Raw genomic sequence first — 24,169 nt, 5'->3', positions numbered from 1 at the left:
GGCTGTGAAGTCGGTGCAGTTCACCGTGGTGGCGGCTCAGCCTGAGGACAAGACGCCGCCGGAGACGTCGGCGTCGGTGTCCGGGACCAAGGACGCCTCCGGTAACTATGTGGGTAGTGCGACGGTGACGGTGTCCGCCTCGGACGCCGGGTCCGGAGTGGCCAGGATCGAGTACTCCCTCGACGGCGGCCCCTACCTCCAGTACTCGGCACCGGTGGTGATCGACAGGGCCGGCAACCACGCCTTCCTCTACCGGGCCACCGACAAGGCCGGCAACACGTCCACGCCGAAGTCGCTGTCCCTCACCGTCGTCAACAGCGAGCCGCCGACCGACTGTCCGGAAAGGGATGACCGGGCCACCGTGTTCGTCGGTTCGATCAACACCGGTATCCCCAACCGCGTCACGGCCGACGGCTGCACGATCAACGAGCTGATCGAGGACAACCGGGCCTGGGAGAACCACGGCACGTTCGTCTCCCACGTCGGAAAGGTCGTCCAGACGCTGCGGGACGAGGGCGTCATCGACCAGCGGGAGGCCGCCGAGATCAAGAAGGCGGCGGGTCAGTCCGACGTCGGCAAGCCCAACCGCGGGCCGTCCGACGCGTGAGTCACGGCCTGGGCGGTGACACCGCCTGAACCGTGAGCCCTGGCGGGCCGCTTCAATAGCCCGCCAGGGCACCCTCCGGTGCCGGGTCCACGACACTGCCGCGTATGGCTTTGTCCATCCGCAGATGAAAGTTCCACTCGTTAGTGCACAAGTTTCTTTCATCGGCGACGGCTCGGTGCTACGGTCCTTTCCAAAGTCGTGCCCCCCACGTGCCGGGCATGCGAACGATTCTTGCCATGACGGGGGCGGCGTGAGGTCTATGACGGCTCGACCGGCCAATCTTCATCAGGCCCGGCTGCTCCGCCTCCTGCGCGACCTCGGCCCGCAGTCCCGGGTCGCCCTGGGGGAGCAGGTCGAGCTGTCGCGCTCCAAGCTCGCCTTCGAGATCGACCGGCTGCTGGAGACGGGTCTCGTCGTCCAGGACGGCCTCGCCGCCTCCCGCGGTGGCCGCCGCTCGCACAACGTCCGGATCGCCCCGTCACTACGCTTCCTCGGCGTGGACATCGGCGCCACCTCCGTGGACGTCGCGGTCACCAACGCCGAGTTGGACGTCCTCGGTCACGTGGCCGAGACACTGGACGTGCGCGAAGGCCCGGTCGCGGTCTTCGAGCGGGTGCTCGCCCTGGCCAACAAGCTGCGCGAGGCGGGGCTGGCGGAACACTTCGACGGCGCCGGGATCGGCGTGCCGGGACCCGTACGGTTCCCCGAGGGCGTCCCGGTCGCGCCGCCGATCATGCCCGGCTGGGACGGCTTCCCCGTACGTGAGGCGATGAGCCAGGAACTGGGCTGCCCCGTCCTCGTCGACAACGACGTGAACCTGATGGCTCTGGGCGAGCAGCACGCAGGCGTCGCCCGGTCCGTACGCGACTTCCTGTGCGTGAAGCTCGGAACCGGCATCGGCTGCGGCGTCGTCGTCGGCGGCGAGGTCCACCGCGGTGTCACCGGCAGCGCCGGCGACATCGGCCATATCCAGGCGGACCCGGACGGTCCGCGGTGCGCCTGCGGCAACATCGGTTGCCTGGAGGCGTACTTCGGCGGCAGCGCCCTCGTCCGCGACGCGACCGCGCTCGCCCAGTCCGGCCGCTCGACGGAACTGGCCGCACGGCTCGAAGCGGCCGGGAGACTGACCCCCGAGGACGTGTCGGCCGCCGCCGGTGCCGGGGACGCCGCGTCCCTGGACCTGATCCGCCTGGGCGGACGGCGTACCGGTCAGGTCATCGCCGGTCTGGTCAGCTTCTTCAACCCCGGCCTTGTGGTCATCGGGGGCGGGCTCACCGGACTGGGCCACAACCTCCTGGCGAGCATCCGCACCCAGGTCTACCGGCAGTCCCTGCCGTTGGCGACCGGCAACCTGCCGATCGTCCTCGGCGAACTCGGCCAGGTCGCCGGCGTCGTCGGCGCCACCCGGCTGATCAGCGACCACGTCTTCTCACCGGCCTGACCCCCACGCGGCCCGACCCTCGCGACCGGAACCCGTGGCCAGGCGGTTCCCCTCCCCATCGGGCCCCGCCTCACCGCCCGGATCGTCCGCCCCCGACCTGGTGCGCGGGCGCGAGCCCACGGCCGGTGCGGGGGAGCGCGATCTCCCGCCGCCCGCAGTCTGGCGCGGGTGGATGGTGACAGGTCAAGATCTCTTCCCCGGCGGCTCCGGCCGGCCGGGAGCCGGTACCGGTGAGGGCCGGCGCACGACCGGAGGAGGAGAAGAGCGACATGTTCGAGACCGCGAGTCTCAACTCCGTGGAGGTACGTGCGTACCGCAGCCTGGTCAGGGTGCCGGAGGCCACGCCGTCCCAGCTCGCCAGCCGTCTCGGTCTGTCCGGGCGGGAGGCGGCCAGGCTCCTCGACACGCTGGAGGCCAAAGGGCTGGTGAGCCGCGCCGAGGGTTCGGCACACCGCTTCCGGGCGTCGCCCCCGGACCTGGCGCTCGGCCCGCTGCTGCTGAGCCGGCAGCAGGAGTTGCAGGCCGCGCAGTCGGTGATGGCGGAGCTCACGGAGGAGTACCACAGCGAGGCCCGGAGCCGGGGTTCGGGCGAGGCGGTCGAGACGGTGACCGGGGCGCAGGCGATGGCCCGGACGTTCGACCAGCTTCAGCGCGGTGCCCGGGACGAGATCCTGGCGCTGTGCAAGCCGCCGAACATGGCGGTGCCGTCCCGCGGCAACGACACCCAACTGGAGGTCCTGGCCTCGGGGGTGACGTACCGCGCGGTCTACGAGCCGTCGGCGCTCGAGGTGCCGCCCGAGGTGTACCGGATCCGCGAGTTCGTCGAGAGCGGAGAACAGGCCCGGGTCGCCGCGGAGGTCCCGGTGAAGATGGTGGTCGCGGACCGGCAACTGGCCATGCTGGTGTCCCCGTTCGCACGCGCCGTGGACGTGGGCGGCCCGACGGGCGATCCGACGGGCCGCCCGACAGACGCTCCGACCGGCGACGCGACCGGCGACGCGGCTGGCGGCCCGACCGGCGATCCAGGAGATCCTGGCGATCCCCTCGCCCAACCGCCGCCTGTCCCCGCCGCCAGGCCGTCCGCCGAGCCCACGCCTGAGCCGTCCGCCGTCCTGGTCCGCCCCGGCGCGCTGCTCGACGCCCTGATCGCGTTCTTCGAGAGCCTGTGGGCGGGCGCCTCCCCGCTGGTGCTCACCGAGGACGGGCTGGACGGCGCGGCGGTATCCGACCGGACCCCTCCGTCGGAGGACCTGCTCCTGCTGTCGCTGCTGCTCACCGGGCTGACGGACACCGCCATCGCCGGCCAGTTGGGCACGAGCCTGCGCACCGTCCAGCGCCGCATCCGCGACCTGATCGCGTTCGCCGGGGTCCGCACCCGGATGCAACTGGCCTGGGAGGCCTCCCGCCGCGGCTGGTTGTGACGGACGGCCGCCACGCACGAGGGACCCCGACCCGTACGGCTGGGTCGAGGCCCCTCGCAACATCGCGGAACCGTGCGCGGTGACGGTGCCGAACACACCGTCACCGCGGCAGGATCAGTGCTCGAACACCTGGAACTCCGAGGCCCGCACGTTGAACGCCGCCGTGGAACCTGTTGCGCAGTCGGTCACGTTGTTCGGGTCGTTGTCCTGCTCGCCCGCGAACGCCGGGCCGCCGATGCACTGGTTGGTGACGGTCTCGAAGCGCAGGTCGGTCGCCGTGGTCAGCGGGATGTCGAAGCTGCGCATCGTCAGGTCCGGCGCCGCCGGCCGCGGCTTGGCCGCCGCGAAGGCGTCCGCCGCGCTGGTGTAGACCGGCTTGAACTGGCCGGGCTGGGAACAGTCCACCGACTCGGTGCGGGTGCAGGCCGAGATCTGGAACTGGCGCAGGGCCGAGAAGCGGCTCTGGCTGCCGATGTCGCCGCCCGGGTCCTTGCTGTCGGTCGGCCGGTTCAGGGCGCTGACCTGGACGCGGCGGATCTTGCTCGGAGCGTCGCCGGCCAGGTGGATGCTGACGCCCTTGCCGACCACCGACGTCCTGGTCTTGTCGCCGACGAACGCCCAGTTGGTGCCTTCGTCGTCGTCGATGAGCCGGGCCAGGTTCAGTCCGTCGCCGGTGACGGTGGCGCCGGCCGCCGCCGAGGCGAGGTTGCGCTCCATGTGCACCGGGACGGTCCGGTTGGACTTGCCGCCGACCTGGAAGTCGAATCGGACCAGGCCGTAGCCCGGGGCGACCGCGACCGCGTCATAGCGGCCGGGGGTGAGGCGCGCGGTGGTGTCGAGGCCGGAGGCCGTGCCGGCGATCGGTGTGGTGCGGGTGCTGAAGTGGCCGATGGAGACCTTGGCGCCGTCGATCGCGCTGCCGTCCTCGTCGGTGATCTTGAAGGTCACCGTGCCGTTCTTGCCGTTCGGGGTGGAGAAGTCCGCGTGCGGCCGGGTGTCGCTCGTCGAGGTGGCGGTGGCACCGATGCCGAGGCCGCGCTTGGCGAACGCCGCCCACATGACGTCCTGGTCGGCGCCGCCGAAGCGGATCCGGTCCGCGGCGAGCATCGCGTCACGGGCACTGACCATGCTGATGTTGCCCGTGCCCATCAGCAGGTACGAGTCGAACATCAGCTGGATCCAGCGACGGCCGCCTCCGCAGTCCTCGACCGCGGTCCTGCCGGCCGCGCACGAGGCGTTCACGCGCGCGGACGCCTCGCCGTACCGGTCGACGAGGGCCTGGCGTACCTCGTACTGCACGGCGTTCCAGATCTCGCCGTCGGAGTGGACCTCCGGCCCACCCATGTCGAAGCCGAAGTTGGAGTAGTTGAGCGGGTTCTTGTCGATCGCGTAGTTGCGGATGCCGCGCTCGTTGTTGTCGGTCACGTACGGGCCGACCACCCAGGGGTTGACCCCGTCCGGCACCGCACCGGTCTCGATCAGCCGTTCGCTGGCGACCAGGTCGCTCCAGGACTCGCCCATCGAGCGGCCGTGCGTGCTGGTGATGCCGGTGACGCCGCCGCCGATCATCCGGTTGCTGATGGCGTGGGTGTACTCGTGGCCGATGACGGAGGCGTCGAAGTCACCGTCGGCACAGCGCCCGTAGAAGGCGCCGGCCTGCGGCTGCCACAGGTACATGTTGGTGCGCGCCACACCGCCGTCGGCGCCGGTGCTCTGGTTGGCGTTGTTGCGGGTGGCGGGGTTGTTGGCGCCGGACCGGGCGTTGCCCATCTCCGGGTCGCCGCCCTTGCCGCCCAGGCCGTAGTTGTCGTGCTGCATGTTCCAGGTCTTCTCGGTGAACCCGAGGTGATACGAGAAGTCGTGCATCCCGTTGTGCTGGGCGAACAGGTTGCCGATCGCGGCGTCCCGGTCCGGCTGGGCCGGGTCGGTCAGCACCTTCGGGTCGCATTTGCTGGCGTGCCAGGCGTCGGCGTAGGAGTAGTCGTAGACCCGGCTGGACCGCACATCCGGAGTGATGCCGAGCCAGTTGCTGCCGTTGGATGCCTTGCCGTCGCTGCTGAAGGCATTGGAGCCCAGCGTGGTGCCCAGCTTGTAGTAGCTGCCGTAGGTGCCGCCTCCCGTGCCGGAGGCGATGTCCCACGCCCGGTGCGGGGCGCCCGGCGCGCCCTCGCTCATCACCCGGTCGCAGCCCGGTGCCGCTACCCAGCACCAGGTTTCCCGGGTGTCGGCGGACGAGTCGTCCAGCGGCGGCGAGAAGGGGAACACCTTCCACTGCGGGTTGCCGTCCTCGGTCCCGTCCACCAGCTGCTCGTGGTCCACCAGGGAGCGGCGGGCCAGCACCTCGCCGGTGCGCGCGTCGACGATGCTGTCGTACAGCTCCGGCTCCTCGCCGGCGGTGCCCGCCTGCACCTGGTAGGCGGAGCGCACCGTGCCGTCGGGGTCGGCGACGACCACCTGGCGCACCATCTGAGTGCCGTCCAGGTCCTCGGCCTCGTACTTCTGCCACTTCTCGGTGCCCGCGGTCTCGGTCAGTTTGCCCGGCGACATGGTCACGTCGGCCAGGGCGGCCTTGATGGCGTCCTGCTCCGACAGCGTCGCGGGCTGCGGGGTGCCGGTGACCGGGGTGAGCGCGCCCGTGACGCTGACCACGGTGCCGTCGACCACGCCCACGGAGACCAGGCCGTCCCGGCCGAACGGCTTGTCGTCCACCTCTTGGGCGAGCAGCACCGCCGCGCCCTTGCCGATCGGCGTGCTCGACACCAGCTTCAGGCCGTCGACCTGGTCGGCGGAGATGCCGAACAGGGCCGCGCTGTCCTTCAGATACGCGCGGGCGGCCTGTTCGGGCGCGGCCGGCAGCCCGGTCGCCAGTGTGGTGCCCTCGCCGTCCGGCACGACCGTGGTGGGGGTGCCGTAGCGGCTCCAGCGCACCCGGGCGTCGGCCTCGGCCGCCGCGCCTCTGGCCTTGGCCGACGGGGCTCTGTGGGCCCCGGGCAGGTCCTTGTCGGGCTTGCCGTGGCCGTGGGCGCCGAGCATGCCCGAACCGGAGTCCGACGATCGCGGCAGTGCCGGGCCTGGGTCCGCACCGGCGGACGGTGTCTGGATGACCGCGACGATGCACGCCGTGGCCACCGCCAGGACGGTCCGCCGCACACGTGTGGAGCGTGTGGAGTATGTGCGCACTCGTACCCCTCTCCTCGTGGAAGGACCGGACGCGGATTGCCCGTCCGGACCCGCGGAGAGTGGCATGCGGCATGGTGCGGCCGTAATGATCGTGCATGGCGGAAACATGACAATGCATAGTTCCGCCAGGGGCCGCTTCGTCCTCGGTACGAGGCAGCCCCGTTCTCCGGCTCAGGCTGCCCCGTCCTCCGCCTCAGGCCGCGCCGAACGCCGCGAAGGCCCAGCCCGTCGCCTGGTGCGTCGCGTCGTCCGGCTGCGCGGCCCGTGCGTCGCGCAGTGCCTCGGCCAGGGAGAGCCCGGCGTCCAGGCCCTTGTGCAGGGCGAGCATCAGCGGAACCACCGCCTCGTCGTTCACGGGGGCGCTGCACGCCACCACCCCGGCCGTGCCGAGCGGAAGCAACGCCGTGACCAAGCCGAGGAGTTCGTCGGCGCCCACCGAGGCGAACCGGGCGGTGTCGCAGCAGGACAGGATGATCCGGTACGGGCTGCGGTCCAGGCGCTCGAAGTCGTGCACGATCAGCGGGCCGTCGGCCATCGTCAGCGACGAGAACAGCGGGCTGTCCGCACGGAAGGTGCCGTGCGCGGCGATGTGCGCGAGCGCGGCCCCGTCCAGCTCCCGCAGCACCCGCGACACGTGCGCGTCGGCCTCCTCCAGTACGGTCGGCGTGCCGTAGCGGTCGGCGAGTTCGGGCACCTCCGCGCCCCCGGTCGCCAGTTCCGGCCCGCGCACCAGCACCCGGCGGCCCTCCGGCGGCGGTTCGGTCTCGTGGGCGCGCAGCCAGCTGCTCGCCGACGGCGACACGCTCAGCACCCGATCCCGCAACGACGGCAGCAGCGCCCACGGCACCCGGTGCAGCGAGCCCGGCGGCACCACCACGACCGGCCCGGAGCCCAGATGCCGGGCGGCCGGCCCGAGCAGCAGCGCCTCCAGGCGGCGCCCCGCAGCCTCCACCAGCGGCAGCCGGGCCGCCGCCCCCGGGTGCGCCAGCCGCCGCAGTCCCGCCTGCACGTGCTCGGCCTCGGTCACCGCGTCCGCGAGCCGCCCGGCCTCGAAGCGCCGTACCCGCCCCTCGCCGCACAGCAGCACGTGCACCCGCCCGTCCAGCACGGCCAGTTCGACCAGTCGCGCGTCCCCGAGCCGCGCCAGCAGCCGGCCGGGGTCGAACCGGTCGCCGCCGCCGGGCGCGTCGCCGCGCAGACGCAGGGTGCGGGAGCGGATCTCCCGCTCCAGGCGCCGCTGTTCGCGTTCCAGGGCGGGCACCGGGTGGCCGTCCTGGCGGGCGTCCTGCGCGCGGGAGGCGATCTCACGGAAGGCGGTCAGCCCGCTGAGCAGGGCCGGGTCGGCGGGCGGCCGGGTGGGCGGCGCGGACAGCACGGTGGCCCGCCAGCGCTCGCTCCACACCAGCAGTCGCCGCGGCTCACCGGAGGCGAGAGCCGACTCCTGTGCCAGCGCGGCCAGTTCGGCGCCCTGCGCGGTCGCCCGGGCGCGCAACTCCGAGGCGCCCAGCGTCATCCGGTGGTCGTCGAGCACGTCGAGACCGCGTCGGCACGCCTCCAGCACGCCGCGGCGGGAGCCCGCCGCCCGCGCCCGCAGCGCCTGCGCCGCCCAGCCCGTCATCCGGGCGAGCGGCGGCCCGCCGTGCCGGCTGCGCGCGGCGACGGCGAGATGGCTCTCGGCCTCCGCCGGCCGGCCCAGGGTGAGCGCGATCCGGCCCGCCAGTAGCGACGCCTCAGGCGCGGCGGGCGAGCCAAAGGAGGCCAGCCGTTCGGCCACCGCCGCGGCGTCCGCGACCAGCCGCCCCGAGCGGCGCCCGTCGGCCACCCGGGCCTCGATCAGTACCAGCCGGGCGTGCGTCTCCCACCAGGTGCGCCGCTGCCCGGCGAACAGCCGCACGGCCAGCGCCGCGCGCGCGGTCGCCGTGTGCGGGTCGTCCGCCAGCCGCGCCGCCCGCGCCGCGGCCAGCAGCAGCTCCGCCTTGCGGGTCGACTGGCCGCCGATGCCGTCCAGTTCGGCGATCGCCGCGTCCGCCCCGGCCAGGGCCTCGGGGGCGAGCCCGGCCGCCATCAGGACCTCGCAGCGCCGGATGTCCAGCATGAACGTCGGCGTGCCGAGCTTGGCGTACTGCTCCTCGGCCTCGTCGAGGAGCCGCAGCGCCGCCGGGATGTCGCCCTGCCGGAACGCCGCCAGACCCCGGCTCTCCACGGCGTCGGCCTTGTCGTGCTCCTGGCCGGTGGTGTCCCACAGCGCCTGGGCCGCGGTGAAGTCGGCGTCCGCCCGCTCCACCGCGCCCAGCGCCAGGTGCACGGTGGCCCGCAGCGTCAGCGCCCGCGCCGTCCAGATCACGTCGCCGGCCTGCCGCAGCACGGGAATCGCCCGCCGTACGTCCTCCAGCGCCTCACGATGACGGCCCAGCACCCACCACACGTACGCCCGCCGGAACAGCACCCGCGCCCGGGTGTGGCCCGTCCCGCGCGCGACCCCGCGCTCGAACGCCGCGAGTCCCTGCCGTGTGCGCCCCGCGTGCACCAACGCGACCCCCAGCGTGGCCAGTACGTCGGCCTCCCGCTCGGCCGAGTCGGCGCGCGCCGCCAGATCCCGGGCCCGCCGCAGATGCCGCAGGGCCAGCCGGGTGTCGCCGAAGTCCCGCTGCCAGATGCCGATCACCTGGTGCGCCACGGAGCCGTGCAGCGGCGGCGGACCGGCCTCCAGCAGTCCACGGGCCCGCGCCAGGGCCTCGCCCGGCGCGGCGAACACCATGGGCAGCAGTTCGAGGACCGAGTCGCTTCCCGCTGTCACGCGTCGGATGGTAGTGGCCTGGTGAGGCCCCTGGAACCGGCGCATCCCGGTTGACGCTGTATCAAGAGTGAGCCCCATGGCTCAGACTGACGACCGTCGCACCAACGGGAGGACACGCCATGGCACCTCAGCGATTCCGCGAGCAGTTCGCTCAGATCCAGCGCTCGATGCCGGACGTGCCCCTCGCGATGGGCCCGGACGACGCCGCCGAGTTCTGCTACGAGAAGGGCGTCGTCCTCGCCCGCGACGGCGAGGAGGCCCGCTTGGTCGAGGACACCGTCCGCACGCACTTCACCGCGGCGCCCGACCTGACCGCGGATCGCGTGCGCCGCGCAGGCCCCGAGACCAACCGCACCGGCATCACCCGTATCCAGGTCGGCGACCCGGGCCGCGGCGACCGCGGCGGCGACCTCGCCGTCACGCACGCGCTGCGCGCCCTGCGCGAGCACGAGGGCAGAGCCGGACGGCGGCTGATCAGCCGCAACCACGTGGTGTCCATCGCGGTCAACGCCTGCCCCGGCGACGAGCCGGTGCCCGCCCCGCTCGCCCAGGGCCCCAACCCGGCGGCCGCCGAGACCGCCTACGACGAGGACACCGCCGTCGGCGTCCTCGTCGTCGACACCGGCCTCATGCACGACTACCGCTCGGTCCCGATGCTGGCCCACGTCCAGGGCGACGCGCAGGTGGAGGAGACCGACGACGTCGGCGTCCTCCAGCAGTACGTCGGCCACGGCACGTTCATCGCCGGGCTGGTCGCGGCCGTCGCCCCCAACACCGACATCACCGTGCGCGGCACCCTCAACGACGCCGGCGCCGTCCTGGAGTCCGAGTTCGGCCACCGGCTGTTCGAAGCCGTCGACGCGGGCGGCTGGCCCGACATCCTCAGCCTGTCCGCGGGCACCTCCAACGGCCGCACCGACGGCCTGCTCGGGGTGGACGCCTTCATGCGGGAGCTGCGCGCCCGCGGCACCCTGCTCGTCGCGGCCGCCGGCAACAACGCCAGCGGCACCCCGTTCTGGCCCGCGGCCTACGCCGGCCTGCCGGACTACGCCGAGTCCGTGCTGTCGGTCGGCGCCCTGCGCGGTGACGGCGAGCACGGCGCCTGCTTCAGCAACCACGGAGCCTGGGTGAAGGCGTACGCCCCGGGCGAGCGGCTGACCAGCGCCCTCACCGGCTTCCAGGCGCCCGTGCCGTACGTCTACCAGCACTCCACCTACGACGCCTGCCGGTTCGGCTTCGCCTACGACTGCACCTGCCAGTCCCCCCAGCACACCGGGGTGCTCAGCGAGGCGGAGCAGAGCCCTCCGGCGACGGCGGACCAGGTGATGTTCGAGGGCTTCGCGCAGTGGAGCGGCACCTCCTTCGCCACCCCCGTGGCCGCCGGCATGATCGCGGCGCACATGACCGCGCACAAGGAGCGCGACCCGCGTGCGGCCCGGCGCCAAGTACTCGCGGCGAACACCGAATACGCGGAAGTACGCGGGGCGCACGTCCCGGCGCTGCGTCCGCCGACATGGAGTCCGGTCCCCGTCGTCCGGCTCGCTCCGCCGGCATGAGGTCCGGAACCGTCCCCTCCACGGCGTACGATGACATGCCGTATTCGAGGGGTGAGTTCGTGGATCGTGCAGAAGTCGGCGTGCTCGTCCAGTCCGCCGTCGACGGTGACGCGGCGGCCTGGAAGGCGCTGGTGGAGGGGCTGAGTCCGCTCGTGTGGTCGGTCGTGCGCGCGCACCGGCTCTCGGACGCCGACGGACACGAGGTGTACCAGACCGTGTGGTTCCGCTTCGCCCAGCACCTCGGGCGGATCCGGGAACCCGACAAGGCGGGCTCGTGGCTGGCGAGCACCGCGCGCAACGAGTGCCTGAAGACGCTGAGGAGCCTCAGCCGGCTGACGGTGACGAGCGATCCGCAGCTGCTGGACCGGGTCAGCGAGGACCGTACGCCCGAGCAGTCGCTGCTCGACTCCGAGGAGGCCGCCGCGCAGAGCGAGCGGGTCCGCAGGCTGTGGCAGGAGTTCGAGAAACTCGGCGACCGCTGCCGCCAGTTGCTGCGGGTGCTGATCGCCTCGCCGCCGCCCAGCTACCAGGAGGTGTCCGCGGCCCTCGGCGTGGCCGTGGGCAGTATCGGACCACTGCGCCAGCGCTGTCTGCGGCGTCTGCGCGCACGACTCGACGCACGGGGGACAGTGTGAGCGACGGAAACGACACCCGCGACAACGACGGCAGCGGCGACGGACTCCTCGACCGGGAAGGGTCGTTCGACGAGGAGGAAGCGGCCGCGGGCCTGCTGGAGGAGGAGTTGCGGCAGGCTGCCGCCATCCTCGACCCGGTGCCCGACGATCTGCGTCAACTCGCCGTCGAGGCATACGCGTTGCGTGACCTCGACGCCCGGATCGCGGAGCTGACCTTCGACTCGCTGGTCGACTCCATTCCGGTCCGGGGCGCGACGGACACACCGCGGATGCTGACCTTCCAGGCCGGTGACCTGACCGTGGACATCGAGGTCACCGGGGACGGGCTGATGGGGCAGGTGCTGCCGCCGCAGCAGGCCAGGATCGAGGTGCTGGCCGGCCCGCGGCGGCCGGGCCCCGCGCTCACCGCCGACGAACTGGGCCGGTTCACCGGCGAGGCCCCGCCCGCCGGGCCTTTCGCGCTGCGGCTGCGCGCGGGCGCCGAGGTCGTGGTCACGGAGTGGCTGCGGGCGTAACCGGCCCGTCGCGCCTCACCGGGTGACCGGCCCGGCGTGCCTCGCTCGGTGACCAGGCCGACGTGCCTCACCAAGTGACCGGGCCGGCCCGCCTCACCACCTGGCCGGCAAGGTCCGCGGGCTGCGGATCATCGCCCTCCGCCGCCAGGCGACCTGGCCGGCGGGGACCGCGAGCCGCAGCCCCGGCACCTGGTCGAGCGGCGTGTCGATCAGCAGCTCGTGCTCCGGCCGGAGGTCAGCGGCCCAGGCCGTCGACGAGGGCGGCCAGCGCCCCGGCGAGCCGGTCGAGGCCGGGGCCCGCGGGGCCGCCCGGCTCGGTCATGTACGTGTCCCGCCGGATCTCCACCATCAGCGCGCCGACGCGGGCGTCCTCGCCGTAGAACTCCAGCGGGACGTACGTGCCGCTGAACGGGCTGTCCAGTCCCGTCCCGCCGCAGCGCGCGAACGCCGTCCGGGCGAGCCCGATCAGCTCGGGCGGGGTGTGGAAGGAGTCGGTGCCCAGGCACACGGGTGGCCGCGGACCCCGGCCGTGCAGCTCGTACGGCAGGGCGGCGCCGGGGTAGGAGTGCACGTCGATGATCACCGCCCGCCCGGTGGCGGCGAGCCGGTCGGCCACGGCCTTCGTCATCGCCTCGGCGTACGGCCGGAAGTAACGCTCGATCAGCGGCTCCGGGTCGGTGTCCGCCGGCCGCAGGACCTCCCGGTGCGTGGTCCGCGTGTACACCGCGCCCATTCCGACGGCGAGCATCTCCTCCCGCTCGTCCGGAAACCGCTCGGGGTCCACCACCAGCCGCGACAGCCGGTTGACGAACCGCCACGGCGCGAGGCCCGCCAACTCGGCCGCCGCCTCGGCGATCCGGTCGGTGTACGCGTCGGTGATGTGATCCAGTTCCCGCTCCAGCGCCGCGTCGTCCAGCACGATCCCGGCCCGGACATCGGCCGGTATCGCCCGCGCCGCGTGCGGCACGTGCAGGATCACCGGCGACCCGTCGGCGCCGGGCAGCAGTTCGAAGGACGGCGGGGTGTCGGGCATGGGGCTGTTCCTGTCTCTCTTCGCCTCGCCACGCGGGTCTCGACGCCGTGGCCCCTCGATCCTGCCGCACCCCACTGACAACGCGGCTCAGACCGTCCCCAGCAGCTCCCGGACCAACCGTCCCACCTGCCCCGTCTCGATCAGGAAGCCGTCGTGGCCGTACGGCGACTCGATCACCCGGAGGCGGTCGGCGCCCGCGATGCCGTCGGCCAACTCGGCCTGCTGGGCGAGCGGGTAGAGGCGGTCGGAGTCGACCCCGGCCACCAGGGTGGGGGCGGTCACCCGGCGCAGGGCGGCGCGCACACCGCCCCGGGCACGGCCGGCGTCGTGGGCGTTCATCGCCTCGGTCAGGACGACGTAGCTGGCCGCGTCGAACCGCCGTACCAGCTTGCCCGCGTGGTGGTCGAGGTAGGACTCCACCTGGTAGCGGCCGCCGTGCCATGGGTGCTCCGCACCCTGCGACGAGCGGCCGAAACGGAGCTGGAGTTCGGGCTCGCTCCGGTAGGTGACATGGGCCAGCCGGCGGGCAAGACCCAGGCCGGCGTGCGGTCCGTGGCCGGTGTCGTGGTAGTCGCCGCCGCGCCAGTGCGGGTCGCTGCGGATGGCGTGCAACTGGACGTTCGCCAAGGCGATCTGCTCCGCGCTCGCCGCCGCCGTCGTGGCGAGCAGCAGCAGGGCACCCGCGCGCTCCGGGTACGAAACCGCCCATTCCAGGGCCCGCATCCCGCCCATCGAGCCGCCGGCCACCAGGGCCCACCTCTCGATGCCCAGCGCGTCCGCCAGGTCCCGCTCGGCCGCCACCTGGTCCCGCGGGGTCACGAACGGGAAGGCCCCGCCCCAGGACCGCGCCCCGTCGGGTCGCGGCGAGGCCGGTCCCGTACTGCCCTGGCAGCCGCCCAGCACGTTCGGCGCGACGACGAACCACCGGTCGGTGTCCAGCGCCCGGCCCGGCCCGATCAGCCCCTCCCACCAGCCCGGCGTGGGATGACCGGGCCCGGCCGGCCCGGTGACATGGCTGTCACCGGTGAGGGCGTGCAGCACCAGCACCGCGTTGGAGGCGTCCGGTGCCAGGCGGCCCCACGTCTCGAACGCCAGCCGTACGCCCGCCAGTTCACCCCCCGCCTCCAGCGGCAGGGGCCGGCGGAGCCCGTGCCACCGACGGCGCCCCGGCGGGTCCCCCGCACGCCAGGCCCCGGAGGCCGGCGGGCGGGGGAGCGCGTCCGCGTGGGAGGCGAGCACGTTGTTCAGGACGCCCCCTTGGCCGCGCGGAAGCCGGCCTCCAGATCGGCCTTCAGGTCGGCGAGGCTCTCGATGCCGACCGACAGCCGCACCAGGCCCGGCGCGGTCCCCGTCGCCGCCAACTGCTCCTCGTCCAGCTGGCTGTGCGTGGTGGACGCCGGGTGGATGATCAGGCTCCGCACGTCGCCGATGTTGGCGAGATGGCTGAACAGCTCCACCCCGTCCACGAACCGCTTGCCCGCCGCGACCCCGTCGCGCAGCTCGAAGGAGACCACCGCCCCCGCGCCCCGCGGCAGGTACCTGCGCCCCGCCTCGTACCAGGGGCTGGAGGGAAGTCCCGCGTAGTGGACCGCGGACACCTCGTCGCGCCGCTCCAGCCACTCCGCGAGGGCCTGCGCGTTGGCGGAGTGCCGCTCGATGCGCAGGCTCAGCGTCTCCACGCCCTGAAGCAGCAGGAACGCCGAGTGCGGGGACAGCGCCGGTCCCAGGTCGCGCAGCAGCTGCACCCGCAGCTTGGCGGCGAACGCGCCCGGCCCGAGCGCCGGCCAGTAGCGCAGGCCGTGGTAGCTGGGGTCGGGCTCGGTGAAGTCCGGGAAGCGGTCGGCGTGCGCGCCGAAGTCGAAGGTGCCGCCGTCCACCACGACCCCCGCGATCGCGGAGCCGTGCCCGCCGAGGAACTTGGTCGCCGAGTGCACCACGACGTCCGCGCCGTGCTCGATCGGGCGCAGGAGGTAGGGCGTCGGCACCGTGTTGTCCACGATCAGCGGCACGCCCGCCGAGTGCGCCACGTCGGCGACCGCCCGCACGTCCAGCACGTTGCCGCGCGGATTGCCCAGCGTCTCCGCGAACAGCGCCTTGGTGTCCGGCCGGATCGCCGCCCGCCAGGCGTCCGGGTCGTCCGGGTCGGCCACGAACGACACCTCGATGCCGAACTTCGGCAGGGTGTGCCGGAACAGGTTGTACGTGCCGCCGTACAGCGACGTACTGGAGACGATGTGGTCGCCGGCGCGCGCGACCGTCAGCAGCGCGAGCGTCTCCGCGGCCTGCCCGGAGGACAGCGCGACCGCGGCGACTCCGCCCTCGAGGGCGGCGATCCGCTGCTCGAAGACGTCCTGGGTGGGGTTGTGGATGCGGCTGTAGATGTTGCCGGGCTCGGCCAGCGAGAACAGATCGGCGGCGTGCTGGGTGTCCCGGAAGACGAACGACGTGGTCTGGTAGATCGGCGTCGCCCGCGCTCCGGTCGCCGGGTCGGGCGCGGCCCCGGCGTGGACCTGCTTGGTCTCGAACGACCAGGCCGAGGTGTCGGGCCCGGCGGACGCCTCCTCGGGCGTGTGACCGGCGGCGACGGCGTCGATGGGCTGGGTGGGGTCGCTCATGGTGCTCCTCGTACGGAGTGCGGTGGCGCGGCATGCCACGGGTGTGCCGCAGCTCCCGGGCATGCGTGAGCGCGTGCGGGAACCGCGGGATGAACGAGATGAGGGAGAGAAACGACGGAGGACCCGAGGGCCGTGACGCGACGGCGGTCCGCGGGTACGTCAGCCGGTGAGGCGACAACCCGTGCTGGTGACACGTCCGTAGTCGACGTGGCGGCGGCTCACGAGCGCGATCATGCGACCCAGGTAAACACAGGGCTCCACGGCGCACCAGCGCCGGAGCGGGGATGACACGCAGCCGTCACAAAAGGGCTCCGCCCCGGCCGGCGGGATGCCGGTCGGGGCGGAGCGGTGAGGACCGTCGGGCCCGGCGGTGTGCCGGGGCCCGGGTCGGCTCAGAGGGCGGCCAGCGCCTCGTTCCAGGTGGCCGACGGGCGCATGACCGCGGCGGCCTTGGCCGGGTCGGGCTGGTAGTAGCCGCCGATCTCGGCCGGCTTGCCCTGGACGGCGATCAGCTCGTCGACGATCTGCTGCTCGTTGGCGGCGAGGGTCTCGGCGAGCGGCGCGAACGCCTTGGCCAGACCGGCGTCGTCGGTCTGCTTCGCCAGCTCCTGCGCCCAGTACAGGGACAGGAAGAAGTGGCTGCCGCGGTTGTCGATGCCGCCGACGCGACGGGTCGGGGACTTGTCCTCGTTGAGGAAGGTCGCCGTGGCCCGGTCCAGGGTGTCGGCGAGCACCTTGGCGCGGGCGTTGCCGGTGGCCTGGGCGTACTGCTCCAGGGACGGCACCAGGGCGAAGAACTCGCCCAGGGAGTCCCAGCGCAGGTAGTCCTCCTTGACCAGCTGCTGCACGTGCTTCGGCGCGGAGCCGCCGGCGCCCGTCTCGAACAGGCCGCCGCCCGCCATCAGCGGGACCACGGAGAGCATCTTGGCGCTGGTGCCCAGCTCCAGGATCGGGAACAGGTCGGTGAGGTAGTCGCGCAACACGTTGCCGGTGACCGAGATGGTGTTCTCACCGCGGCGGATGCGCTCCACGGACAGCTTGGTGGCCTCCTCCGGGGACATGATCCGGATGTCCAGGCCCTCGGTGTCGTGCTCCGGCAGGTACTGCTCGACCTTGGCGATCAGGTTGGCGTCGTGGGCGCGGCCCTCGTCCAGCCAGAACACGGCCGGGTCGCCGGTGGCGCGGGCGCGGGTGACGGCCAGCTTCACCCAGTCCTTGATCGGGGCGTCCTTGGTCTGGCAGGCGCGGAAGATGTCACCGGCCGAGACGGTCTGCTCGAGCACGGCGTCGCCGGCCTGGTCGACCAGGCGGACGGTGCCGGTGACCGGGATCTCGAAGGTCTTGTCGTGGCTGCCGTACTCCTCGGCCTTCTGCGCCATCAGGCCCACGTTCGGGACCGAGCCCATGGTCGACGGGTCATAGGCGCCGTGGGCGCGGCAGTCGTCGAGCACGGCCTGGTAGACGCCCGCGTAGCTGGAGTCCGGGATGACCGCGAGGGTGTCGTGCTCCTGGCCGTCCGGGCCCCACATGTGGCCGGAGGTGCGGATCATGGCCGGCATGGAGGCGTCGACGATCACGTCGGAGGGGACGTGCAGGTTGGTGATGCCCTTGTCGGAGTCGACCATCGCCAGCTCCGGGCCCTCGGCGAGCTCGGCGTCGAAGGAGGCCTTGATCTCGGCGCCCTCCGGCAGGTTCTCCAGGCCCTTGTAGATGCCGCCCAGACCGTCGTTCGGGGTCAGGCCGGCCGCGGCGAACGCCTCGCCGTACTTCGCGAACGTCTTCGGGAAGAAGGCACGCACCACGTGACCGAAGACGATCGGGTCGGAGACCTTCATCATCGTGGCCTTCAGGTGCACGGAGAACAGGACGCCCTCCTGCTTGGCGCGGGCGACCTGGGCGGTGAGGAACTCGCGCAGCGCGGCGACGCGCATCACGGAGGCGTCCACGACCTCGCCCTTCAGGACGGGCACGGACTCGCGCAGCACGGTGGTGGAGCCGTCGTCGCCCTTCAGCTCGATGCGCAGCGCGCCGTCCTCGGCGATCACCGTGGACTTCTCGGTGGAGCGGAAGTCGTCGACGCCCATGGTCGCCACGTTGGTCTTGGACTCGGCGGTCCAGGCGCCCATGCGGTGCGGGTGGGTCTTGGCGTAGTTCTTCACCGAGGCGGGGGCGCGGCGGTCGGAGTTGCCCTCGCGCAGCACCGGGTTCACCGCGGAGCCCTTGACCTTGTCGTAGCGGGCGCGGATCTCGCGCTCCTCGTCGGTCTTCGGGTCGTCCGGGTAGTCCGGCAGCGCGTAGCCCTGGCCCTGGAGCTCGGCGATCGCGGCCCTCAGCTGCGGGATGGAGGCCGAGATGTTCGGCAGCTTGATGATGTTGGCCTCGGGCGTCTTGGCGAGCTCGCCCAGCTCGGTCAGCGCGTCCGGGATCCGCTGGTCCTCGGCGAGGTACTCCGGGAACACGGCGATGATGCGCCCGGCCAGCGAGATGTCACGCGTCTCCACCGCGACACCCGCCTGCGAGGCGTACGCCTGGACCACCGGCAGGAAGGAATACGTCGCCAGGGCCGGGGCCTCGTCAGTGTGTGTGTAGATGATGGTCGAGTCAGTCACCGGGTGCTCCGCTCCACGTCTGCAACATTGCTCGACATCAAGATATCTCGTGACGGTCCCCGGCTCGACAGGGGTCCGCCCCGGATCCGGAGGGTTGGCTCACTAGCCCCTGGAGGGTTGGCTCAATCGTTCCTGAGGGGCGGGCTCACTCGTCCGCGAACGAGCCGTGCCGTCCCGCCCCGGCGGCGAACCGGACCGCGCCCTGAAGGCTCTCGGCCAGTACGCGCGTGCCGTGCCGGAGCTCCCCACGCAGGGCCGAAACCTCGTCCAGGGACTCCTGGTCCAGGACCGAGGCGCGGTCCGCCCGCAGACAGGCCTGAGGGAAGCCGGCGAGCCGGGCCGCCAGCCGCTCGGCCTCGGCGCGGGCACGGCCGGTGGGGACGAGCCGGTTCGCCAGGCCCATCTCGTACGCCTCGCGGGCCGGGACCGGCCGTCCGGTGAGGATCATGTCCATGGCGCGGCTGGTGCCGATCAGCCGGGGCAGCCGTACCGTCCCGCCGTCGATCAGCGGCACGCCCCAGCGGCGGCAGAACACACCGAACACGGCGTCCTCCTCCGCCACCCGCAGATCGCACCACAGCGCCAGTTCCAGACCGCCCGCCACGGCATGACCGGCCACCGCCGCGATCAGCGGCTTGGACAGACGCATCCGGGTCGGCCCCATCGGCCCGTCGCCGTCCTCCGCGACCCGGTTGCCCCGCCCGGTGCCGACCGCCTTCAGGTCCGCGCCCGCGCAGAACGTGCCGCCCTCGCCCCACAGCACCGCCACCCTGGCCTCCGCGTCGGACTCGAACCGGCGGAAGGCGTCGGCGAGTTCGGCGGCCGTCGGGCCGTCCACCGCGTTCCGGGCGCCGGGCCGGGACAGGACGACCGTGGTGACGTACCCCTGGCGCTCGATCCGGACCGGCATGGCGGCGACCTCCTGCGGCGATCTCCTGCTGCGTGGTGGGACGGCAGGTTACTCCTCGGTCACCTCGTGCGGGAGACGGGGCCGCGAGGGAGGGGGACGGTCAGATGACCTTCAGCCGTACCAGCGCCCCCAGCGTCAGCGCCCCCGGCAGCAGCGGCAGCCACACGGTGATGATCCGGTAGGCGACCACCACCGCCGTGGCGACCGCGGCTGGCCCGCCCGCCGCCACCAGCGCCACGACGAGCGCGGCCTCCACCGACCCGAACCCACCGGGCGTGGGCACCAACGCGACGGCGGTGGTGGCCGCCAGGTACGCCAGTGCCATGTACACGGACGGCACCGGCAGCGCCAGCGCCTGCCCCACCGCGACCAGTGAGACCGCCTGAAGGGCCGGGAAGGCCAGCGAGCCGCCCCACAGCGCGAGCGCCCGCGCCGGACGGGAGTGCACCGAGCGCGCCTCGCTCAGCGCGGTGCGCAGGAAGGAGGCGACCGCCGCGCGCAGCCGCCGTACGCACAGCGCCGCGCCGGCGGCGGCGACCAGGACCCCGCCCACGGTGTACAGCAGCGGACCGGCCACGCCCGAGGGCAGCAGGCCGCCGAGCCGCAGCGCGTTCGGGAACGCGAGGAGCAGGGCGGCGAGCAGTGCCAGCCGGGCGATGCTCTCCGCGAGCATGTACAGCGCGAGCGCGGCCGAGGACCGGGCCAGGGAGACCCCGCACACCGTCAGGAACCGCAGGTTCACCGCGCTCGCCCCGAGGCCCGTCGGCAACAGGTGGTTGGCGGCGCCGGCCGCGAACTGGGTGGCGAGCAGCCGCCGTCTCGGCAACCGCTGGACGACCGCGCCCTGCCGGGTGACGGCCGCCGCGACCCAGGTCAGACAGGTCGTGCCGACCGCGGCCAGCAGCCATGGCCACTCGGCGCTCCGCAGGTGCGCGAAGCCCTCGGCCAGCACCGACCGGTGCTGCACCGCGGCCACCGCCACGAGCAGCACCGGCAGCAGGCACAGCACCTGGCGCACGGGCAGGCGCCGCGGGAGCCGTCCTGGCCGCAGATCGCGAAGTTCGGCCGCTGTCACATCCGGGGTCACATCCGGAGAGGGTTTCCCCGCCACGCCAACGGCGGGTGGCGGAACCGAGGACGGCGCCTTACGAGCGGAAAGCGGGTCGGGAGGAGGCGGAGCAGCCGGGGCCTTCGGGGTGCGCACATTGACCTCAACGATGCTTGAGGTTCTAGGTTCTTCTTTATGAGCATGGAAACCACCGCCTGGACGCAGCTGCACAGCGTCATGACCGCCCAGCAGGAGCGGCGTCCGCTCGCCCGCGCGACGCTGCGCCGCATCGGCGCGTTCGCCCGGCCCCACCGCCGCCGTATCGCGCAGTTCGTCGCCCTCGGGGTGGTGACCGCGCTGCTCGCGGTGGCGACCCCTGTACTCGCCGGGCGCGTCGTCGACGTGATCGTGTCACGGGGCGACCAGGGCACGGTCGTACGCCTGGCCCTGCTCATCGCCCTGATCGCGGTGGCCGAGGCGGCGTTCGGCATCCTCGGCAGACGCCTGTCGGCCACGCTCGGCGAGGGACTCATCCTCGATCTGCGCACGGCGGTGTTCGACCATGTGCAGCGCATGCCGGTGGCGTTCTTCACGCGCACGCGTACGGGAGCGCTCGTCTCCCGGCTCAACAACGACGTCATCGGCGCCCAGCGGGCCTTCAGCAACACCCTCTCCGGTGTCGTCAGCAACGTGGTCACGCTGCTGCTCACCCTCGCCGTCATGCTCACCCTGTCCTGGCAGATCACCCTGCTCGCCCTGGTGCTGCTGCCGGTGTTCGTGGTGCCGGCCCGGCGGATGGGCACCCGGATGGCCCGTATGCAGCGGGAGGCGGCCACGCTGAACGCGGCGATGGGCACCCGGATGACGGAGCGCTTCTCCGCCCCCGGCGCCACCCTGATCAAGCTCTTCGGCCGCCCGGAGCAGGAGTCGGAGGAGTTCGCCTCGCGCGCCGGCCGGGTACGGGACATCGGCATCCGTACGGCGACGGCGCAGTCCGCCTTCATCACCGCGCTGACCCTGGTGTCCTCGCTGGCGCTGGCCCTGGTCTACGGCCTCGGCGGGTACTTCGCCCTGCGCGGCACCCTGGAGCCGGGCGCCGTCGTGTCGCTCGCCCTGCTGCTGACCCGCCTGTACGCGCCGCTCACCGCGCTCGCCGGGGCGCGCGTGGAGGTGATGAGCGCCCTGGTCAGCTTCGAGCGGGTCTTCGAGGTGCTCGACCTCAAGCCGCTGATCGAGGAGAAGCCGGACGCCCGCCCGGTGCCCGAGGGCCCCCTCGCCGTGGAGTTCGACGACGTCCGCTTCGGCTACCCGTCCGCCGACAAGGTCTCCCTCGCCTCTCTGGAGGAGGTCGCCGGCCTCGACACCCGCGACGGCGCAGAGGTCCTGCACGGCGTCTCCTTCCGCGCCGAGGCCGGGCAGACCGTCGCCCTCGTCGGCTCCTCCGGCGCCGGCAAGTCGACGATCGCGCAACTGCTGCCGCGCCTGTACGACGTCGACGAGGGCGCCGTGCGCGTCGGCGGCGTCGACGTCCGCGACCTGACCTCCGCGTCCCTGCGGGCGATCCTCGGCATGGTCACCCAGGACGGCCACCTCTTCCACGACTCCGTGCGCGCCAACCTGCTGCTGGCCCGCCCCTCGGCGACCGACGCGGAACTGTGGGACGCCCTGCGCCGGGCCCGCCTCGACGACCTCGTGCGCTCCCTGCCCGACGGCCTCGACACCGTCGTCGGCGAGCGCGGCTACCGTCTGTCCGGCGGCGAACGCCAGCGCATGACCATTGCCCGGCTGCTGCTGGCCCGCCAGCGGGTGGTCATCCTCGACGAGGCCACCGCCCACCTCGACAACACCTCGGAGGCGGCCGTCCAGGAGGCGCTGGCCGAGGCCCTGGAGGGCCGGACCGCGGTGGTGATCGCCCACCGGCTGTCCACGGTGCGGGCCGCCGATCTCATCCTGGTCGTCGAGGGCGGACTGATCGTCGAACGCGGCACCCACCACGAACTCCTGGCGGCGGACGGCCGGTACGCGGAGCTGCACCGCACGCAGTTCGAGCAGCGGGCCGAGGAGGCGCGGGAGGCGGGGGAGGCGCCGGGCATCGAGGCGGTTGCGTAGGCGACATCGGGGGGTGCGGGGCGTGGGCGGCGGGAGCCGCACTCGGGCGACCGCCGCCCCCGCTCACTGTGGGGGCGGACTCACCGCGGTGGCGTTTGCCGGGCGTGCCGCGTACGCCGCGCCTGCACGAGCAGGGGCACCAGGGAGAGCACGATGAGCACGGCGACCATGGCCAGGAGGTAGTCCCCGATGCGGGGGACCGACGCCCCCAGGGCGTACCCGGCCAGCACCAGGCTCTGGGTCCAGAGCACGCCCCCGACGGTCGCCCAGAGCGTGAAGGTCCGCGTGGGCACACCGAGCGCCCCGGCCGTCGGATGCAGCACGGACCGCAGCATCGGGATGAAGCGGCCGATCACGAGCGCCTTGCCCTGCCCGTAGCGGGCCAGGAGTTCCTGTGCCCGAGCCGCCCGCTCCTTCAGACGCCGGCTGGAGGTGCGGGCCAGCAGGGTCCGCCCGCCCCGCCGCCCGAGCAGAGCCGTTGTACCCGTTGCAAGAGGTGACGCGGGTGTGACAAGGGGGTCGTCATTCATGGCAAGTGGCAGTGCACTTGATTCGTCCGGCAGTATGAAGGCGTTCGGGGCGGCCCTGAAGGTCTTTCGCGAACGGGCCCTGCTGACGCAGGAACAGCTGGCCGAACGGTTCAACTACTCGCACGCTTCAGTCGCTTCTGTCGAGCAGGGCCGGCGGATGCCCACCGCGCTCTTCGTCGAACGGGCCGAGGAGGCGCTGGAGTCGTTCGGTGTGCTGTGCGCGGTGGCCCGGCATGTGGGACGGCAGCGGGGGCTGGCCGTCTGGTTCCGGGAGTGGGCGCAGTTGGAGGAGACGGCGGTCAGCCTGTGCACGTACGAGTGCCGGGTCGTGCCGGGGCTGCTCCAGACCGAGGCCTACACGCGGGCGGTGATGCTCAACGTGCCGCCTCCGCCGACGGAGGAGCAGCTCCAGGAGCGGATCGCCGCTCGGCTGGCGCGGCAGGCTGCTCGGCATCGGCGCGGCCATGTTGATCTGGGCTGCCCTGGCGGGAACGGTGACCCGGCCCCGCTCTTGGCCGAGGATCAGCCCAGGGTCTGGGCGAGGGTGCGGGTCTACCCCGAGGCCGACCGTTTGGGACGGATGATGACCTCGCTGCCCAGGGGGCTGTAACCAGCCGCGAGGAAAGCTCGAAGGGATCGAGCGTTGCCTGGGGCGACAGCGGCGAAAACCGGCTCACCGGCGGGGAGCAAGGTGAGCGCGTCACGCAGCAGGGAGCGACCGAGCCCAGTCGCACTGCTACCAGGGTGGTTGAGTTCGACGCTTATCTCGCGCCGTCCAGCCAGGCCGACGGCCAGTGTGACAAGGCCGCGTTCGTCTCCGTGGACACGGACGTCGGTACGCAGAGCCTGAGCGTAACGAACGCGCGCGTGGTCATCGACGTCAAGACGTTCGGGCAGGCGGCGAGGGGACGGCACGCCATGCGCAACGAGTGTCGCGTCGATGCTGTCGATCCACCCTTCACGACCTGCGAGGTGGCGCAGGAAATCAGGAGCCATTGAAGCCCCGTAACCGTCGGGTCCTTGAGCCTGGATGTCGGAAGTGGACAGGGCGGTGGCGATCACGGCGTGCCCGGTGAAGGCGACCGAGCACTCCAGCCCGCCCGGCAGAGGCGGAAGAACTGTTACGCGGCCGTCTGCAGGCGGGAAGCGTCCGTCGGCAGCAT

18 protein-coding genes and 1 pseudogene are annotated in these 24,169 nt (G+C 72.9%); 9 read left to right on the top strand and 10 right to left on the bottom strand.

Features of this window, described 5'->3' with window-relative positions; all coding sequences use genetic code 11:
* From ABZ818_RS18835 to ABZ818_RS18825, 3 genes are all read left to right on the top strand, one after another.
* A partial coding sequence (locus ABZ818_RS18835; RefSeq protein ID WP_361415632.1) for a chitobiase/beta-hexosaminidase C-terminal domain-containing protein occupies positions 1-607 on the top strand: 607 nt, incomplete at its 5' end.
* Between the two features lie 259 nt (positions 608-866).
* Positions 867-2,048 (top strand): ROK family protein, encoded by a 1,182-nt coding sequence (locus tag ABZ818_RS18830; protein WP_361415630.1) that lies wholly within the window; start codon positions 867-869, stop codon positions 2,046-2,048.
* Between the two features lie 269 nt (positions 2,049-2,317).
* Positions 2,318-3,469, top strand: a complete 1,152-nt coding sequence (locus tag ABZ818_RS18825; RefSeq protein WP_361415628.1) for a helix-turn-helix domain-containing protein — start codon at positions 2,318-2,320, stop codon at positions 3,467-3,469.
* 114 nt (positions 3,470-3,583) lie between these two features.
* On the opposite strand, the gene ABZ818_RS18820 is transcribed toward ABZ818_RS18825, so the two are convergent.
* Together ABZ818_RS18820 and ABZ818_RS18815 are read right to left on the bottom strand one after the other, a co-directional pair.
* A complete protein-coding gene (locus tag ABZ818_RS18820) occupies positions 3,584-6,619 on the bottom strand; it encodes a M36 family metallopeptidase (protein ID WP_361415626.1) in 3,036 nt (1,011 codons plus the stop codon).
* A 223-nt stretch (positions 6,620-6,842) separates the two neighbouring features.
* On the bottom strand, positions 6,843-9,407 hold the full coding sequence (locus tag ABZ818_RS18815; protein ID WP_361415799.1) for a CHAT domain-containing tetratricopeptide repeat protein: 2,565 nt from the start codon (positions 9,405-9,407) through the stop codon (positions 6,843-6,845).
* Positions 9,408-9,565: 158 nt separating this feature from the next.
* On the opposite strand from ABZ818_RS18815, the gene ABZ818_RS18810 reads away from it, so the two are divergent.
* From ABZ818_RS18810 to ABZ818_RS18800, 3 genes are read left to right on the top strand one after another with little or no spacing between them, the layout of a single operon-like run.
* Positions 9,566-11,002, top strand: a complete 1,437-nt coding sequence (locus tag ABZ818_RS18810) for a S8/S53 family peptidase (RefSeq protein WP_361415624.1) — start codon at positions 9,566-9,568, stop codon at positions 11,000-11,002.
* A gap of 59 nt (positions 11,003-11,061) precedes the next feature.
* Entirely contained in the window at positions 11,062-11,637 is a 576-nt protein-coding gene (locus ABZ818_RS18805) for a sigma-70 family RNA polymerase sigma factor (RefSeq protein ID WP_361415622.1), read from the top strand.
* Positions 11,634-12,152 carry a hypothetical protein gene (locus tag ABZ818_RS18800; protein ID WP_361415620.1) on the top strand — a complete coding sequence of 173 codons (519 nt, stop codon included), beginning with the start codon at positions 11,634-11,636 and terminating at the stop codon, positions 12,150-12,152. The genes ABZ818_RS18805 and ABZ818_RS18800 overlap by 4 nt, the downstream gene beginning before the upstream one ends.
* Positions 12,153-12,245: 93 nt before the next feature.
* Here the strand turns inward: ABZ818_RS18800 and ABZ818_RS18795 are convergent.
* The 7 genes and pseudogenes from ABZ818_RS18795 to ABZ818_RS18765 form a co-directional block, all read right to left on the bottom strand.
* A pseudogene (locus ABZ818_RS18795) lies at positions 12,246-12,383 on the bottom strand (cytochrome P450); the annotation flags it as partial.
* Between the two features lie 4 nt (positions 12,384-12,387).
* Positions 12,388-13,185 carry an N-formylglutamate amidohydrolase gene (locus ABZ818_RS18790; RefSeq protein ID WP_361415618.1) on the bottom strand — a complete coding sequence of 266 codons (798 nt, stop codon included), beginning with the start codon at positions 13,183-13,185 and terminating at the stop codon, positions 12,388-12,390.
* An 87-nt stretch (positions 13,186-13,272) separates the two neighbouring features.
* Positions 13,273-14,424, bottom strand: a complete 1,152-nt coding sequence (locus ABZ818_RS18785; RefSeq protein ID WP_361415616.1) for a homoserine O-acetyltransferase — start codon at positions 14,422-14,424, stop codon at positions 13,273-13,275.
* 5 nt (positions 14,425-14,429) lie between these two features.
* Positions 14,430-15,800, bottom strand: coding sequence for a bifunctional o-acetylhomoserine/o-acetylserine sulfhydrylase (locus ABZ818_RS18780; RefSeq protein WP_361415614.1), 1,371 nt, complete (start codon positions 15,798-15,800; stop codon positions 14,430-14,432).
* A 392-nt stretch (positions 15,801-16,192) separates the two neighbouring features.
* On the bottom strand, positions 16,193-18,409 hold the full coding sequence (locus ABZ818_RS18775) for an NADP-dependent isocitrate dehydrogenase (RefSeq protein WP_361415612.1): 2,217 nt from the start codon (positions 18,407-18,409) through the stop codon (positions 16,193-16,195).
* 145 nt (positions 18,410-18,554) lie between these two features.
* A complete protein-coding gene (locus ABZ818_RS18770) occupies positions 18,555-19,319 on the bottom strand; it encodes a crotonase/enoyl-CoA hydratase family protein (protein WP_361415610.1) in 765 nt (254 codons plus the stop codon).
* Between the two features lie 100 nt (positions 19,320-19,419).
* Positions 19,420-20,394, bottom strand: a complete 975-nt coding sequence (locus ABZ818_RS18765; protein WP_361415797.1) for a lysylphosphatidylglycerol synthase transmembrane domain-containing protein — start codon at positions 20,392-20,394, stop codon at positions 19,420-19,422.
* Positions 20,395-20,568: 174 nt separating this feature from the next.
* Here ABZ818_RS18765 and ABZ818_RS18760 point away from each other — a divergent pair, with 174 nt between their 5' ends.
* A complete protein-coding gene (locus ABZ818_RS18760) occupies positions 20,569-22,476 on the top strand; it encodes an ABC transporter ATP-binding protein (protein ID WP_361415796.1) in 1,908 nt (635 codons plus the stop codon).
* Positions 22,477-22,556: 80 nt separating this feature from the next.
* Here ABZ818_RS18760 and ABZ818_RS18755 read toward each other — a convergent pair whose 3' ends face one another.
* Complete coding sequence (locus ABZ818_RS18755) at positions 22,557-23,006, bottom strand: VTT domain-containing protein (RefSeq protein WP_361415608.1); 450 nt, start codon at positions 23,004-23,006, stop codon at positions 22,557-22,559.
* Between ABZ818_RS18755 and ABZ818_RS18750 the strand changes: the two genes are divergently transcribed.
* Both ABZ818_RS18750 and ABZ818_RS18745 read left to right on the top strand, forming a co-directional pair.
* Positions 23,005-23,616 (top strand): Scr1 family TA system antitoxin-like transcriptional regulator, encoded by a 612-nt coding sequence (locus tag ABZ818_RS18750; RefSeq protein ID WP_361415606.1) that lies wholly within the window; start codon positions 23,005-23,007, stop codon positions 23,614-23,616. The two genes, ABZ818_RS18755 and ABZ818_RS18750, sit on opposite strands and share 2 nt — an antisense overlap.
* Before the next feature lie 134 nt (positions 23,617-23,750).
* The gene (locus ABZ818_RS18745) at positions 23,751-24,005 is read left to right on the top strand and encodes a hypothetical protein (protein ID WP_361415604.1); all 255 of its coding nucleotides are present in this window, start codon (positions 23,751-23,753) and stop codon (positions 24,003-24,005) included.
* Positions 24,006-24,169 lie beyond the last annotated feature (164 nt).

Source organism: Streptomyces sp. NPDC047453, assembly GCF_040643155.1.
GTDB lineage: Bacteria > Actinomycetota > Actinomycetes > Streptomycetales > Streptomycetaceae > Streptomyces.
This window is presented reverse-complemented; position numbering and strand designations above follow the sequence as displayed.

Bases quoted from the DNA above. Each gene is read 5' to 3' on its own strand.
- ABZ818_RS18830 (WP_361415630.1), top strand. From the start codon at position 867: ATGACGGCTCGACCGGCCAATCTTCATCAGGCCCGGCTGCTCCGCCTC.
- ABZ818_RS18825 (WP_361415628.1), top strand. From the start codon at position 2,318: ATGTTCGAGACCGCGAGTCTCAACTCCGTGGAGGTACGTGCGTACCGC.
- ABZ818_RS18815 (WP_361415799.1), bottom strand. From the start codon at position 9,407: ATGGTGTTCGCCGCGCCGGGCGAGGCCCTGGCGCGGGCCCGTGGACTG.
- ABZ818_RS18810 (WP_361415624.1), top strand. From the start codon at position 9,566: ATGGCACCTCAGCGATTCCGCGAGCAGTTCGCTCAGATCCAGCGCTCG.
- ABZ818_RS18790 (WP_361415618.1), bottom strand. From the start codon at position 13,185: ATGCCCGACACCCCGCCGTCCTTCGAACTGCTGCCCGGCGCCGACGGG.
- ABZ818_RS18780 (WP_361415614.1), bottom strand. From the start codon at position 15,800: ATGAGCGACCCCACCCAGCCCATCGACGCCGTCGCCGCCGGTCACACG.
- ABZ818_RS18770 (WP_361415610.1), bottom strand. From the start codon at position 19,319: ATGCCGGTCCGGATCGAGCGCCAGGGGTACGTCACCACGGTCGTCCTG.
- ABZ818_RS18760 (WP_361415796.1), top strand. From the start codon at position 20,569: ATGGAAACCACCGCCTGGACGCAGCTGCACAGCGTCATGACCGCCCAG.
- ABZ818_RS18750 (WP_361415606.1), top strand. From the start codon at position 23,005: ATGGCAAGTGGCAGTGCACTTGATTCGTCCGGCAGTATGAAGGCGTTC.
- ABZ818_RS18755 (WP_361415608.1), bottom strand. From the start codon at position 23,006: ATGAATGACGACCCCCTTGTCACACCCGCGTCACCTCTTGCAACGGGT.